Genomic DNA, 18643 nt, shown 5'->3' with positions numbered 1-18643 from the left:
AAATCACAGGGTAAAGACCCTATTTATTACTTTATAATCACAAAAAATAATTCCGTAGTTAGAAAAGGTTCAATAACGGTAATGAGATAATATATGATCAGAAAATTACTTTTAATATTTATATGTTTATCCTTTGGTTTACTAAGAGGGCAAGATGAAGGTACAACAACTGTTTATGGTGTACTGCCTACAGATATACCAACGCATAATCTTGTAAAATATAACCGTTTTTATTTTAATCCTACCTTTTCTTTAGTAAGAGAAAACAAAAAGTCTATCAATGCCTATAACAAAATACAATGGGCTGGATTTAACGATAACCCTCAAACTTTTTTAATTAACTATACGGCCAACTTTGATGAAATCATAGGGGTTTCTATTGGATTGCATCAGCAAAACGAAGGTGTTTACAGATACTTTGGAGGAATTGCCAACTTTGCTTATATGGTAGAGTTAAATAGAGACATGAGACTTACTTTTGGTATGAATTTAGGTTTTTCGCAAAGCGGAATAAAATCAAACCTGGACTCGGCTACTAGTACGATTTTAAATAATGGTATTCAGGTAAGTGATCCTTTTATCCTTAATTATGAGAATAACTCTGTTTTTCAGCTTACACCAGGAGTTAATTTCAATTATGAAGAATTTGATGCAGGGGTATCGGTAGCTAATATTGTAGCATATAACTTATCAGATAGCGAATTGTTGACCGATAAAATGGCGATTACAGGTCATATTATGTATACAAGACCTTTACAACGAAGATCTGATAATACAATTCGAGCCATGGCATATGCCAATTTATTGCCTAAATTCGATGATGAATCTGTAACAATTGTTACTGAAAACCCAGAGGCAGAATCTAGTGATAATTCTAGTACAAATTTAAGATATGGAGCCAATGGAATAGTAGAATTACCAGAATTAGGGTGGGCGCATGCAGGCTATAATAGTTTTTATGGAGTGTCTTTAGGAGTTGGAGGTAATATAACTTCCAACGTTTCTATAGGATATACGTATGAAACGGGGTTTGGTGATACTAGTAATTTTGGAGCATCACATGAGGTGAGTTTGGCATATAATTTTGAAGCTGAACGCCCAAGAAAAAGAAGAAAAGCAAAATCAAGTACTCAAAAATCATATGAAGAAAGAGATTCTGAAATTAGAAGACTTAAGAAAGAAATTTTAGAGCAGAATAAATTAATAAGAGAGTTACAAAACGAAAAAGGTCAGGCAAGAAGCCAGGACCAGAAAGCCATTAGTGAGCTTGAAAGGTCTATTGCAGAAGCTAAAGAGAAAGAAGCACAAGCTGCTCGAGAATTAGAATTGCAACGAGAAGAAGAAGTAAAATTACTTAATAAGCAATCAGAAGAAAGAGAACGTCTTGCCGCAGAGCGAAGATTAGAAGTTGAGATGGCAGAGCAAAAAGCAGAAGAAGAGCGTTTGGCTGCACAAAGACAATTAGAAAGAGAAGAAGCAGAGCAAAAAACTGAGGCAGAACGTTTAGCTGCTCAAAAACAGTTACAAGAAGAACAAAGAATTGCCCAGGAAGAAGCGGCAAGAGAAGCAGAAGCTGCTAAACAGCAGGAAGAAGAAGAACGCCTTGCTGCTCAGAAAGAATTGGAAGCCGAAAATGCCTTCCAAAAAGCAGAAGAAGAGCGTTTGGCTGCACAAAGGCAATTAGAGCGTGAAGAAGCCCTTCAAAAGGCTGAAGAGGAACGTTTAGCATCTGAAAAGAGATTAGAACAAGAAAATTCACTAATACAAACAGAAGAAGAACGTTTGGCTTCTCAGAAACAATTAGAACAAGAAAATACATTAATTAAGAATCAGGAAGAAGAAGTTGCAGAAGCTGCAAGATTAGCAGAAGAGCAACGCTTAGCTCAGGAAGCCGCAGAAGCTGCAAGATTAGCAGAAGAGCAACGCTTAGCTCAGGAAGCCGCAGAAGCTGCTAGGTTAGCAGAAGAACAACGCTTGGCTCAGGAAGCTGCAGAAGCTGCTAGGTTAGCAGAAGAGCAACGCTTAGCTCAGGAAGCTGCAGAGGCTGCTAGGTTAGCAGAAGAGCAACGCTTAGCTCAGGAAGCTGCAGAGGCTGCTAGGTTAGCAGAAGAGCAACGCTTAGCTCAGGAAGCCGCAGAAGCCGCTAGATTAGCAGAAGAGCAACGATTGGCCGAGGAAGCAGAAGCTGCTAGGTTAGCAGAAGAGCAACGATTAGCTCAGGAAGCTGCAGAGGCTGCACGATTAGCAGAAGAGCAACGATTGGCCGAGGAAGCAGAAGCTGCAAGATTAGCAGAAGAGCAACGCTTAGCTCAGGAAGCTGCAGAGGCTGCACGATTAGCAGAAGAGCAACGATTGGCCGAGGAAGCAGAAGCTGCAAGATTAGCAGAAGAGCAACGCTTAGCTCAGGAAGCTGCAGAGGCTGCAAGGTTAGCAGAAGAGCAACGATTGGCCGAGGAAGCTGCAGAGGCTGCAAGATTAGCAGAAGAGCAACGATTGGCCGAGGAAGCAGAAGCTGCAAGATTAGCAGAAGAGCAACGCTTAGCTCAGGAAGCTGCAGAAGCTGCAAGATTAGCAGAAGAGCAACGATTGGCCGAGGAAGCAGAAGCTGCCCGCTTAGCTGAACAAGAAAGATTGAGACAAGAAGCAGAAGCTACAGCGCAACAAAAAGATGAAGGAATAGAAGAAATCCAGAAAGAATTGGATAATAGTAGTCGTATTACAGATAAATTATTTGCACGTAGAGATTCGTTACTAACAACTAGTCTTAATGTAGATAAAAGAGAGTTTAGTAAACTATTAGAATCTTTAGTAAATATGGATGAAGATGCAGAAGAGGCTAAAAAAGAGTCAGATCCTGCAAGCTCAAAAAGACTTACTGCGAAAAATAGATTTATAAAATTTGCAGAGACGTCTAGACCAGAAGCTCAGTTTGCTACTAAGTATATACCAGGATACCCAGAAGGATATTACCTGATCGGAAACGTGTTTAAAGGAGGAGTTTATGCAGATAGATTCTCAGAAAAACTTAGAGATATCGGGTTTGACGATTCTCAGATTATCGTGAATCCAGAAAACCAGTTCCAATATGTAGCCATAGAGAGCTATACAAATAAAGATGAAGCTGCAGAAAAGTATTTAAACAATATCGATAACAGATACTTTGGAGATATGTGGATATTACATATTGCTAAAAGTAAAGTAGAGTCATTTAAGAGATTATTACAAGAAACCCGATTGATAAAAGATACCGTTAAAGATGATACCGTATTATCAGAAAACCTATCTTATATTGGAGGACATAATATCGAAAATGGATATTATTTGATTACGAATATATTTAAGAGAGAAAATTATTTCGATAGAGGAATGGAGAAGTTACGATCACAAGGATTGGAGCCTCAATATTTCAGGAACCCAAAAGATAACTATATTTATGTATATCTAAAACGATTTGATACTATTGATGAGGCAAAACAAAGCTTATTCTCAAATGTAAATAATTCATATAATGGTGATCTTTATATATTAAAAGTACAATAACCCATATGCCGTAAGTTATGATGACAATTACCCCAAACTCGACCCAAAATACGAAGCTTATGAAAACCAAGATGTTGATGAAAATGGTATTGGTACTCTTATTTGTTACCAGTAACATAAGCACAATCTATGCCCAGGAGATTGTACCTTTGGGACCTAGAGAGACTAGAAATAGGATCAAGGGTAATTTAGTCATGAATGGTAATGCCATTGTAGGATTGGTAGATAGTGATGATGATAACGTAACCTATGATCCTAATGCACCTTATAATGGTAACTTTAGTAATGGTAATAGTATTTCTGATTATATAGATATTGATGGAGATCCAACAACTTTTAGTTCGAGTAGTGCTAATTTTAATTTTGATCTTGATGAAAATGGCATATATGATTCGGGAAGAGAAACTTTAGGATGTATGAGTGTAGTATACGCCGGATTATACTGGTCTGCTACTTATTATATAGAAAGAATACCTACAGTAAGTCCTTCTTTTACGGTAAATAATACGGCACTTGCTGGTGATTATACAATTCTTAATAATACATTTAGTCCAGGTAGCGTTCCGTTACCTCCAACGCCAGGGATTACGGCAAACCTGGTATTAGTAGATGATAATAACCCGGTTGATGAAGATGGATGTACTGCATTGGTAAATGGTGCTCAGGTAAATGGTAATATTGCAGTTATACGAAGAGGTTCCTGTACTTTTACTTCAAAAGTAATTAATGCACAAAATGCAGGAGCCATTGCGGTTATTATAGTAAATAATGTAGCTGGAGAAATCACCCTTGGAGGTGGAGATGCTGGAGTTTCTATTCCAGCAGTATCGATTAACCAAACGGATGGTGATGCCATTATTACACAAATGGCCAGTAGTACTGTAAATGCAACTTTATCTGCTGTAACCACTGCAAACCCAACAGGTGATGAATTATTAACGGGATTACCATTGGCAGATGCCAGAAAAGTAGGAGCAGCTGATTTTAGACAGATTAAGTTTAGAGTACCAGGAGGAGCTTATGTAGATGTAACACCAGATAACATCATTTATGATGGATATAGAAATACACCGACCAATCCATCAGACAGTGCTACCGATGATGTACCTTATGTTTGTTATGCCGATGTCACCAGTTTAATAGACCAGGATATGCTTTCTGGTAATTATTTTGTGGCAAATATGAATGCTACTATAGGAAGAACATCAGGATCTTCTGGGGCTTCCGGAGGTTGGGTATTGGTCATGATTTATGAAGATCCTTTAGAAACAAGTAAATATATAAGTACCAATGACGGTTTTGTAGAGATTCAAAACAGTTCGGCAGATGTTGATTTTACCTATACAGGATTTACTACTTTACCCGCACCACTGCCCGTAGAAGCACGTTATGGTGTAGCAGCATTAGAAGGAGACCGAGGATTAGGTGCTACTACTTTTAGACCTAATGGGGATCAGTTATTAATAGAAAATACAGCTGTTCCGTCGGCTTTTGTCCCATTTGGACAAGATATTTCCGTTCCAGCAGATAATTTTGATCCCAATCCTACAATTAACTTTTTTAATAGTTCGATTACTTTTAATCATGATTATATCGATACTCGTAATCCTAATTCTGAAAATACTTTAGGATTGGATATTGACTTTTTTGATTTACCTAATACAGGGAATGTATTGGTAGGAAATGATCAAACAGATGCTACATTTAGACTTGCTACAGATGCAGACACCTATCGTGTGTTTTTAAATACTTTTGTTGTAGAAATTATAGAGCCAGAGTTAAATATTATCAAAAGAGTATTTGATACCGATGGGGTTACAGATATTACAGATCAAAATGTAGAGTTGGGTGACGAAATGTTTTATAACCTTGAGATACAAAATGTGGGTAATGAAGATCTACTAGATGCTGCAACTGACCCTTTTGGTTTAGGTACTGTGATAACTGATAACCTACCAGATAATGTAAATCTGGTAAGTGTACAAGATGCTACTTTACCACCTGGGGTGACCTATACAGTTAATCCACCAAGTCAGATAATTTTTCAGATTCCTCCAGAACTTGTTGAGGAAAATGACCCACCCATAAATATACGATTTAGGGTAGCGTTGGTCAATTCTTGTGAAGAGTTACGGGATGCTTGTTCCAGTACCATTCAAAACTCTGCTATTGCCAGGTTTACAGGAGCGATTTCACGGGAAGAAGGAACCAATAATAGTAGTGCGGTAATTGGACCTTGTGGTAATACCGATGGTGAGGCTACCAACTTTTTGGTAAATGTACCAGCGTGTAGTAGTAATGTTACTTTTTGTACTAATGATTTGATATTAACAGCAGGTTTAGGGTATGATGTTTATACTTGGTCGGGACCTGGAATTACAGGGACCCTTGTTGAAAATGATAATGTTCTGATTTTTGATCAAGTGGGTATTACACCACAATCAGGTACGTATACAGTGATTAAGGAAGATAGTTCTGGGACTTGTATGACACTTACAGAAGAATTTGTAGTAGAAGGATTTAGAGATATTGTAAACCCTGTACTTGCTTATGTCAATGGTACTACAGTAGTTTCAACGAATTGTAGTGGTTTAGAGCTACCACAAATCTTGTTATGTGGTGATCAGACTTTTGATTTAAATACCAATTTTGATCCTGCAAGTTTAGTAAGTATTTCATGGCAACTTTTATCGCCAAGTGGTTCTTGTATATCAGATTCTAATGACCCTTGTTCATTATTATCGGGTAATTGTACTGCTACAAACTGGATAGAAGAACCAGGAGGTAATGGCTCTAGCTTTACTGTAGATACTGCGGGAGATTATAGAATATTTGCCGAGTTTACAGGAGGGTGTACGATCCCGTTTTATTTCAGTGTCTTTAAAAATGATTATCAACCAACCTTGTCGGCAACCGATATAGAGTGTGGTAATGATGGTAGTGTAACGGTTACCAATGCACCTGCAGGTTTTGAGTTTAGTTTAACACAAGGAGGCCCTTATAGCGCAACTACGGTATTTCCTATTCCATCTGGATCGGGAGGAGATGTAACAGTATATGGTATTGATACTAATTTTACAGGATGTGAGTATACAGCAACCATCAATGTAATAGAAAGAATTACATCTATAGCAGTAACTAATACAGACCCTACCTGTGTTAATGATGATAATGGTAACGGTACAGGAAGTATTTCGATAGTGGTTACCGATGGATCACCAGTATATAGTTATATTATTTCGAGTACCACTTTGGTACCTCCAGTGAACATAAATGTTCCTAATAGTAATACGGCTAATTTTACACAAGATAATTTATTACCAGATACCTATAATGTACAAGTATTGGCCAATGTGCCTAACTCGGGTACTACTAATTGTGTGGCTAATCCATCGATAACCATTAATCCAGCACCTCCATTCGAGGCAAATGTATCATTGGTATCTCCAGCAACATGTGTTTCGGGACCTATCGTAAGGGTTAATGTCACAGCAGGATCAGGTAACTATTTATACGATGATGGTTCGGGTACTTTTCAAGCAAATAACGAATTTGAAATTACAAACCCTGATCCGGCTACTACCTATACATTTTTTGTTAGTGATAATAGTCTGGCAGGAAGTGGTACACCAGCTTGTATCATTAGCGCAGATATTACGGGTCTAGAAGCTTATGAACCTATTGTTTTAGATAATGTAACGGTAACACAACCTCCGTGTCCAGGTGATGGTGGTTTGGTAGAGGTAACTGTTTCTCCTGTAGTAGCAGGTAGAACCTATACCTATCAATTATTAGATACTACCGATCAGGATCCGGTGGCACCAGTGTATACCGTGGTAGAACAGATAGTAACTACAGCAACTACTGTTACTTTTACAAATATTGCAGATTTAACACATTATAGAATCAGAGTATTTCATAATGATACAGCAATACCACCGGGCGCACCAATATGTCCTGTGGATGGGGTTGATTTTGCAATTAATACCCCAGGTGCGATAACTGCAAATATTAGTGTTCCTAAAGAATTAACCTGTTCTGCTCCTACAGATGCAACTATTCGCGTCGAGAATATAGCAGGAGGTTCTGGTACTTATGAATGGAGTTTTAATGCTACTACAGGATATACTCCTGTTGTAGGTACTTCTGTAGATATTTCGGTAAGTACTTCGGGTGGTTTTACGGTATATATTCGTAATCAGGGAACGAATGATTGTGCAATTCCGTTTAGTACGAATGTCGCGACATTAGTAACCATAGATGATATCATTTTTAGCACAGCAGATGCTAACTGTGCTAATCAGACAATTACAGTAACTCCAGCAGCGCAACCTGTTGGACCAGTTTATACATATGCGGTTGCTCCAGCGCCAGTATCAGGAGATGCTGTGGCGGGTTATGTACTTAATAGAGGAACTACCTATACTTTTACAGCAACAAATCCTACCAATGGATGTACTTATAATGAAGATTTTAGCTTACCTGTTTTACCAGAAATAGAGATTACAAGTGCTATAGAAACCAAGCCTATTAATTGTTTTGGTGGTAATGATGGCGCCTTTACATTTACAGTTACCAATAGTGCGTCTTTCGATTATGAAATAGTAGATGGAGGAGGTATAGTTATAGCAAATGATACAGGTGTAACCAGCCCTGTAATCATTCAGAGCCCTACGACTCCTTTAGTTGCAGGCACTTATACCATAAATGTTACCGATACGGCTTTGCCTGCAGGTAGTAACTGTACCGATACAGAGACGGTGACTATTTCACAACCAGCTGCAGCATTAGACTTAACTGCTGTTATCGATGCTGCTGATTGTGGTGTTAATACAGGAGTAATAACAGTTACTGCTACAGGTGGTAGAGGAGGTTATGAATATGAATTGAGAGATGCAGCAGGGGTTGCAATTCTTGTACCATATCAAACCAGTAATACATTTAGTGGTCAAGCGCCTGGTACCTATACCGTATTTATTAGAGATAGTGCCAGTAATTTGGCAATATCTTGTGAATATGATGAACAGGTAGTTGTACCAGGAACAACAGCACCTACTATTGCTTTGGATGCTAGTGGTGATCCATGTTATGATCCAACAGATCCAACCACAGCAACACAAAGAATTACCATTACATTAGGAGTTCCTGCTCCGGTAGGACCATTTACATATAGTTTGGACGGTGGTGCAGCGCAAACGGTAGATTTTACTACCCCTGTAGGTATGCCAGCTAATACATTCCAGATTAATGGATTGACACCAGGAGCACATAATGTTACGGTGACTAATACGGCAAGTTTATGTTCTTCGAATACGGTGAACTTTACGATCAACGAAGAATTGATAGTGACCGCCAGTTTAACCAAAGAAATTGATTGTGTCGATGGTGCGACGATAACTTTTAGCGCAACTGGAGGTGATGGCACTTATACATTTAATTTATTAGGCCCTGCACCGCAAGCAGGAGTAGTCTCGCCACTTACAAACATTCTTACAGACGGGACGTATCAAATACAAGTTACAGATGGACTTGGTTGTACTGTTACTTCTCCAGATATTATTGTAAACCCTTATGATGCATTGGTTGCGACTGCTACACCAATAGAACCTGCATGTTCTTCAGATACAGGAGGTATAACCGTAACTATTGATCCTGCAAACTTAGGAGAACCAAATTATACCTATATCTTGGATCAAGGCACTGCCAATGAAGTTACCTTTGGACCTACGGCAAATACATCACATACGTTTAATGGAGTAGATGCTTTGGTTGCTCATAATGTTTTGGTACAGGATCAGTTTGGATGTGATTTTAATTTGGGACCTATTAATTTAACACCTCCTACAGATATTGCAGTAACTACTAATATAACAAGAGTATTAAATTGTACCCCTACTCCAGAAGCTCAGGTAGAAGTAACTACTATCACAGGTGGATCTGGAGTATATGAATATAGTTTGGATAATGTAACGTTTACAGCTGCTCCGGCAACACCTTTTACAATAGTACCTGACTTTGCGACAGCCGGAAATTATGTATTGTATGTTAGAAATCAAACTACCGATGATTGTGTACAACAGTTCCCTATTGTAATAGCACCAAGATTAGAGATAACAGACATTACTTTTGCAGAAAGTAATGATGATTGTACAAACCAACAAATAACAGTAATACCTTCTGCGGTAGGAGATGCTCCTATACCTGCTTATACCTATGCAGTGGCTCCAGCACCTGTTTCTGGAGATGCTATCTTAGGTTTTGTATTAAACAGAAATGTTAATTATACATTTACAGCAACCAGAGGTGATAATAGTTGTACGTTTAGTAGAGACTATAGAGCAGATTTATTGGACGAAATACAGATTACCAATGCCGCACAAACGCAACCCGTAACATGTATTGGGGGTAATGATGGTGCATTTAGCTTTACAGTAACTAATGCAGCTACTTTTGATTATGAAATAATAGAAGATGCGGGAGGTACAGTGATTGATACAGGTACTGGGGTAACAAGCCCGGTAACCATACAAAGTCCAGGAACTCCATTAATAGCAGGTGACTATACAATAAATGTTACCGACACGGCATTTGCGCCTAATAGTTGTACTGCTACCGCTTCAGTAACGATTACAGAGCCTACAACCCCTATCACCTTTAATCATACAGTTGATCAAACGTGTAATGATAATACAGTATCTATAAATACTGTTGCAGGAGGTAATGGCCCGGTATATGAATATGAATTATTTGATAGTACAGATGTGTCACAGGGACCTGCTATTCCTATTACAGGAACATATACAGGCGTACCAAACGGTACAGGATATTATATTATTGTTAGAGATAGTCAGGGATGCCCAGAAAGAGGATTACCTTTTGATATTACTGCATTACCTGCGGTTACACTAAGCCTTACTGGAAGCGAATTATGTTTAGATGATAATAGTGCAACTTTAGATATTGATGTTACAGGTGGAACTGCAGATTTCTCTTATGAGGTAACCAGAGATGGTATATCAGTAATAGGAAATACCCCATTGGGAGCAGGTATAACAACCATACCAACTATTACTGTAACTCAAGCGGGCACCTATGTGGTTACGGTAACCGATAGTGCAGGATGTACAGAACAAATTACGCAGGTAATTGCACCCCAAGTTGCAATTACAGCATCATTATTAAAAGATTTAGATTGTTCGGTATCTCCTGATGCTCAAATAGATGTAGTTGTAACACCAGGTACAGGTAATGGAGCAACTACACTTCAAATAAATATAAATGGAGGAGGTTTTGTTAATTATACTGGACCAGTACCATTTACAACTAATACAGCTGGAACTTATCAGTTTAGAGTAATAGATGCAGCAACATGTTCTGCAGATTCTGCGATCATAACCGTTACTCCGGCACCAAACCCGGTAGTAAACCCACCTACAATTACAAACCCAACGTGTAATGGAGATACAGATGGAGCCGTCGTTATTAATATTGATACCTCTGTGGGTACAGGGCCATATGAAGTAGACTTTGATGGTGCTGGGTTTAGTAACCAAACTACTTATGGAGGTTTAGGAGACGGAACTTATAATTATACAGTAAGAGATAGTAAAGGATGTACTGTAACCGATACAGCGGTATTATCTGCTCCACCTGTTATTATTGATAATATTAATTTTGATGACATACAATGTGATGCATCTGGTACAATTACACTTGGAGAGATACGTTTTAACGGGATAACTGGAGGAGTTCCACCATATACTGCAACTTTGTTTAATACTGCAGACTTTTCTGTGGCTACAACTACGTCAACAAACCCGATAGTAGTTCCTTTTGCTACAGGTTCTAATATTACGTTCTCAGATTTAAGTTTTGGAGATTATACCCTAAGAGTTGTAGATAGTAATGGATGTGCATTTGATTTTACAAGAAGTATTTCTACGACTCCTATTTTTACAATTTCGGCGACTTCTACAGCAACATGTTCTGCAGGAGTAACCGCTACGATTAACGTTACAGGAGGAGCACCACCATATCAGATTCGAGAATATACACCGGCAGGAACAGAGCCATTTATTGCTTTAAACCCGGGACCTAATATTCATATTTTTAATAATTTACCATTTGATACTCCTTTTATCTTCGAAGTAAGAGATAATAATGGTTGTACAGATATTCAAACCTTAACGCCTCCGCTAAATCCTTCTACAATTGATATTGATTTAACAGAAAACCCTGTAAGATGCTTTGGTGATGCAGACGGTTCTATAGAGTACGAGATTACAAATTATCAAGGAACAGAACTTACATATAGTATTTTTAGATCTAATGATTTGGTAAATCCTATTACGGGAACTGTAACTTTTAGTGCAGGAAATGTACAAACAGTACCCGCGGCGGGTACTGCCATAGGTACTGTATCTGATTTTGGACCTGGTACCTATGTTATTCGAGTAGAAGAAACCGATGCATTGGTGGCAGATCCTTGTAATGCTTCGATGGAGTTTACGATTACAGAATCTGCAACACCATTGATGTATAACGGAACCACCATTACCGATGGTAACTGTAATGCAAGTTCGCAAGGGATTGTATCTGTTTCTGGAGGAACAGGACCTTATGGATTCTTGGTAGTACCACAAGGAGATCCAAATCCAGGTACATACAATGCAAGTAATGTGGTGACACTGGATCAAACAATTGCTATAAATTGGGATCTTTATATTACAGATGCTAATAATTGTGTATTGGGGCCAGAACTTTTAATGGCAACCGTGACTGCAGATCCTACATTTACAGGTGTTCCTGTAGCATTTGTAGATGATCCTTGTAATTATGATAACAATTATACCTTTACGGTAACAGCAACAGGTACAGGTGATTTAGAATACGGTATCGATGATGGTGATACAGGAACTGCAGACGTACCTACTTTTGTTGCCGACATCCCAAGCGATGGTACGTTTACGTTTACTGTTTTTGGCCCAGGTGTTTACAATTATTTTGTTAGAGATGCAAATGGTTGTACAGATACAAGAACAATTACAGTATATGACCCGTTAAGTATTTCTGCGGTATTTACAACACCACCAACGTGTACGGCAGCTGATGGTGTAATTACTGCTACGGTTACAGGAACCGCAGCAGGGATATTAGCTTTCGAATTACAGGATGGTTCTGGTGCAGCTACTGGAAATATTTCTGGAGATGGAACCGGTGTGTACACTGGTGTTGCTCCTGGCAATTATATTGTACAAGTAACCGATCCTGGTCGTGGACCTGCAGGTTGTTCATTTACAACACCAGTAAGTATACAGGCACCGCCATTACCTACAATCGATGGTACAGTAGGGGTTACCAATATGACATGTAATAGCGATGCACCACCTACGGGTAGTATCACAGTATCGTTAACGGGTGCTCTAGACCCAGCAGTAACCTATGAGTATGAAATTGCTGTTGCACCGGCTGTTCCAGGAGGAGGGCCTAGACAAACCAGCAATGTATTTAATAATCTTGATGCGGACACCTATAATGTAAGAGTTTGGGCTACCTTAACTAATGGTTCGGGTGCTTCAGCACAGGATGTAGTGTGTTTTGATGATGAAAGCTTCACTATTACAGAGCCTGCGGTTGTAGATGGCGTGGTTGCACAGGGAGATCATTTTGATTGTGATGGTGCTTCTACTAATGCAACAATCGAAATAACCGGTGTAATAGGAGGTAATGTTTCAGGCGCATATACAGCAGATATTACCAGAGTTTCTGATGGAACTGTCTTTGCCGATATAGCAATTACCCCACCGACTACCTCTTTTGAGGTTTCAGAACCTGGAGCATATACGGTTCAGATTTTTGATAGTAATGATTGTCAATCAGCCATATTAAATGTAAATATTGCAGCCTATACTCCAATGTCTAATCCGGTAGTAACACAAATAAATCCAAAATCTTGTTTAACTCCACCACCTGTTAATGCGGGTGATGAAGAAATTACCGTTACTGTGACAGGAGGATCAGGAAACTTCCGTTTCGATGTGTTTGATACTACAAATACATTGATAGATTCTGATACGACAGCAGGTAGTAATACTTCTGGCTCATTATTTTTACCAAATTTAGAGTTATATACTATCGTAGTTACCGATTTAGGTGATGCAAACCAAATGGGATTAAATTGTGAGATTACCACCACATATCAGGTACCAGACTTTGATTTTCTTGATGTTTCTGCAGTAGCTGTTACTAATTTGAGTTGTAATGCAGAACCTACAGGAGAGATAGAATTAACAGTAAATGGATATACAGGAGACTTCGAATATGATGTAATTGATACTGCAACCAATCTTCCGATAAGAACTGCAGTACCGGTTACAGCACCATTTGTAAATCCTATAACAATAAGCACATTACCAGCAGGTACATTTAGAATTGAGGTTCGAGAAACTGCGTTACCAAATTGTAGTGGTACTACTAATGATGTAACGATTTCAGAACCAGATCTATTAACACTTGTATTGGATAGTGCAACGACTCCACATTGTAATGCCTTGTTATCAACGGTAACTATGACAGCAGGAGGTGGTGTTGGCCCTTATAACTTTGCTTTTGTGCCTGGTACGCTTACTTTATTACCAGTACAAATACCTGCAGATCCTGCAATGTATCCAGAATCTGCAACTTTCGATTTAAATCCGGGGTTGAGTTTGGATTGGGTAATTTTTGTACAAGACGCCAATGGTTGTGTGACTCCGGTACAAATTGCAATACCTGATGTTACCCCGGCACCAACGATAGATATGATTGATACTTTTGTTGATGATTCATGTACTTTTGATAGCTTATATGAGTTTACAGTTACAGGTACTACCAATGTAGTACCAGGTACAGGAGGGTTAACGTTCGAATTAACACACCCTTCTGGAGTGGTAGATGCACCAGTACCAGGAAACCAAACAACGACATCGCATCAGTTTGTAGTTACTACACCAGGTATCTATAGTGTTAGAGTATTTGATGAAAATGGATGTCCGTCTACGCCAGAAACAATTACAGTATATCCAGAGTTATTAGTTACAGCAACCTTTACCGATCCAACGTGTCGTGCTGCAGATGGTACCATTATAGGAACGGTAAGTGGAGGATCTGCTATACCTGCTAATTGGACATTTGATCTAATAGATGTTGGCACAGGAGTTACCTTGGTTGGAGTAACAATAGCACCAGGAGTTCCTACGGCAAATGATGTTACTTTTGGTAATGTTCCTCCAGGAGATTATATAGTATCGGTAAATGATAGCGCTATTGGGCCTAATCCACCAGCACCAGGAGGTTGTACAGCAACATTTAATATTACTGTACCAACATTCTTGGATCCAACTGCTACTACTACGGTAGAAGATGTTTCTTGTAACGGTGGTGGTGATGGAACGATTTTGGTAACTATGATTGCACCAGGTAATGTAGATACACCATATTCGTATCAGATTACAGCACCAGTAGCTGGACTAGTTCAAACTGATCCTTTATTTACAGGATTATCGCAAGGAACCTATGATATAGAGATAACTTCAGATAAAGGTTGCTCGATAACAATACAAGAAACCGTGGGAGAACCTGCCGATATAACGGTTTCGGCAACACAAACGGCATATGGATGTAATCCAGCCGATAGTGATGAAATTTTCCCGGTAATTACTGTGACTATAGATGGAGGTACGCCACCTTATAATATTACTTATGTAGGTCCGTCATCAACAGGAACAGATACCAATATTACAGATGCCGATGGTAACCCAGCGAATGGAGTACAGTATGTATTTACTGCTCCGGTATCAGGTGCTTATTCGATCACAGTGACAGATAGTGAAAGTTGTTCACCAAATACAGCAGCCATGGATCCATTAGTGGTACCTGTACCTGCGTTTGATATCATGACTAACCCAGCAGTAGCGGTTAATACAGCTATTAGTTGTCCCGCAGGAGAAGATGTTACGGTATCGGTTACAGGAGGTACAGGAACGTATGACTATACAGTAATTACCAGTCCTAATCCTGTGGCACCGCAACCGGGTGTAGTAGGAGCAGCTAATTTTATATTACCAGATGTAGGATTCTATACCTTTAGAATTACTGATACAACGACCATGTGTTTTATCGATGTAAACCATACGATTGATCCATTTGATAATGCGGTAGTGACTGCAACCTCGCCAACACCAGAAACTTGTTTTGGTAATGCAGATGGAACTATAGCAATTTCTGTAACCAATTATATTGGAGACATAAGTTATGTGATATTTGATGTAGGTGTAACTCCAGAAGCTATTGTACATACGAGTGTGGTTAATGTTCCTATTCCTAACGATCTTCCTATTCTTTTACCAGAAACATTACCAGTAGGTAACTATAGAATAGATATTGTAGAAATAGACGCGCCTTTCTGTTCAAAATCATCGAATACCTTTACGGTAGATGGTCCTTCTATACCATTTGAAGTAGAGTTATTACCGATCAATGATCAGGAGTTTTGTGATCCGGCAAGTAATATCTCTTTCTTGACAAGTATAAGTGGTGCTAGAAGTACAAACATTACATATACCCTGGATCAAACAGGAACTTTTAATACTACAGGATTATTTACAAATCTTGCATTTGCTCAAGCTGTCGATGTATCTGCATTGTCTGGTAATGCAGGAGACTTTGGTTTTACGGTTACTGTAGAAGATGATGTAAATGGTGACCTTTCGGTGGTTTGTGTGGCTACAAACCATATCGTAGTGACACCACCGGCAGATGATGTAAATGCAAATGCTGTGGCAACCGATATTACTTGTTTTGAGGCAACAGATGGTACCATTACTGTTACTGCTACAGGAACCGATGCACCACTTAGATACTCGATTACTCAAACAGCACCTGTGCCAGGTACCGAAAGTGTGCTACAAACAGTGAATACGTTCGAAAACCTTGGACCAGGTACTTATACCATTATGGTATATGATCAATTAGGTTGTACCGATCAGGTTACAGGATTGGTAGTAGGCGATGTACCAGAAGTTACAGTAAGTGCAGTAATAACAAGACCAGTTAGTTGTGGTAATGATACGGTAGATGTAACGGTTACAGGAACAACCAGCGCAGCAGGAGGAATTACCCGATTTGTGATGGTAAATGTTACAGATCCTAATAATCCGGTAGAGACTAGTCAGGCAACAGGATTATTTACAACTATCCCAGAAGGACAATATGTATTTTATGTAGAAGATAGTCCTAATGGTTGTAGATCGCAAGATTCTAGCCCGGTAGCGGTATTACCAATAGAACCAGTATCGTTTGATATTGATCCAGTTGCAACTACAGATGAGGTAAATTGTAATGGTGATACTACAGGTATTATTAATATTATGAATTTATTAGGAGGTATTGGTGCGTATGAGTTCTACTTGCTTAGTGGTACTGTAGCGTTACCAGTAGGAGCGGTACCACCAGGTATTGTGGCAGGGCCTCAGGCTACTACAGAATTTGCAGGTTTAGCACCAGGAACTTATACTTATTTAGCAAGATCAGTGACAGATATTAGCTGTGCAGCGGTTCGAACTCATACCATACAGGAACCACCGGTATTCGATCCTCAATTTGTAGGTACAGATATTACTTGTGCGGGAGAGGATGATGGTATGATTACAATTACAATCGATGCCACAGATCCTAACGTTATTGGTACACCACCATATTCGTTTGCAATTAGTTCGATGCCAGGAGTATTCTTCAATGATGCTTCTGATGAGACACCAAATAGCCATATATTTGAGGATCTTGGACCAGGTATGTATACCGTATTGGCGCAAGATGCGAATGGTTGTGATGTAACATTTGATTATACGGTTGATGAGCCAAATTCGTTAATGGCGAGTATCGATGGTGCGGTAACTCCAGAAACATGTTTTGGAGATAGTGATGGTGCGGTTACTATTATCATATCGGGAGGTACGCCACCGTACGAAACCAATATTACCAATAATGATGCTGATTTTGTAGCTAACTTGTTAACCTATACTGGCCTGCCAGGAGGAACGACCATCATCTATATTAGGGATGCGAATGGTTGTAGAATTGATATAGAAATTCCGGTTCCTGCGGGACCAAACTTAGGTGCTATCTTAACCGATAGAGTAGAGTGTCCGATATTTGATTATACAGATCCTTTTAACCCCGTAATGACACAAGAAGAGCGATATTTTGTAGATTTTGATATTATTACAGAATCTGAAGGGTTGAGTATCATTTATACATTAAATGGTATTAACGGAACACCAAACCCTGCAAATAATACAAATACTACAGGTATATTTGAAGTAGCACCAGGAGAGTACGAAGGCTTTATGGAATCAGGAACTTGTTCTAGCCCGGGTAGAACAGTGGGAACTATAACTGTATTAGAGTATACTCCGTTGGCGATACCAGTAGCGCAGATGACTAATAATCCTGAAGATCCTAATGAGTATGAAATCATCGTTTCTGGTGGTAGACAATTTGATAATGAACCTAATTATGTATATTCATTTACATTGTTGCCAGAAGGATTAACAATCGATCGATTAGACGACAGCTTCTTTACAGAGCTAAGCGGAAATATATTCACGATAAGAGAAACCGGTGATTATGTAATTAGAGTAGTAGATGCTGCGGGATGTGAAGTAATGATAGTTCAGAGCTTAACCTATATTAATATTAGAATACCGAACTATTTTACACCAGATAATCCTAATAGCACAACCGAGCAACAATTCTGGTATCCACAGCAAATTGATGATCCTACCATCGATGATCCATTCTATTTCGAAAATATGGAAGTTATGGTATTTGATAGATATGGTCGATTGTTGGCAGAATTTAAAGGAAATCAGCAAGGATGGGATGGTACCTATAAAGGTAAACAACTTCCTTCTGGAGACTATTGGTATACCATCATATTAAATGATGTTGACAATAGAGAGTTTACAGGCCACTTTACACTATATAGATAATATCTAGTGTAAGTGGGTTATTTAACGCATACTAGTATTGTCAAAATGCGTAGGAAAAGAAAATTAATGAGCCC

Annotated in this window: 2 protein-coding genes; both read left to right on the top strand. The window is 38.9% G+C overall.

Annotation, left to right across the window (positions count from 1 at the left end; all coding sequences use genetic code 11):
- Positions 1 to 93 precede the first annotated feature (93 nt).
- Positions 94 to 3540, top strand: a complete 3447-nt coding sequence (locus tag ABW636_RS12640; protein WP_367590387.1) for a PorP/SprF family type IX secretion system membrane protein — start codon at positions 94 to 96, stop codon at positions 3538 to 3540.
- Positions 3541 to 3599: 59 nt separating this feature from the next.
- A complete protein-coding gene (locus tag ABW636_RS12635) occupies positions 3600 to 18569 on the top strand; it encodes a T9SS type B sorting domain-containing protein (protein WP_367590385.1) in 14970 nt (4989 codons plus the stop codon).
- Positions 18570 to 18643 lie beyond the last annotated feature (74 nt).

Origin of the sequence: Aquimarina discodermiae (assembly GCF_040786235.1) — a bacterium.
Taxonomy (GTDB): domain Bacteria; phylum Bacteroidota; class Bacteroidia; order Flavobacteriales; family Flavobacteriaceae; genus Aquimarina.
This window is presented reverse-complemented; position numbering and strand designations above follow the sequence as displayed.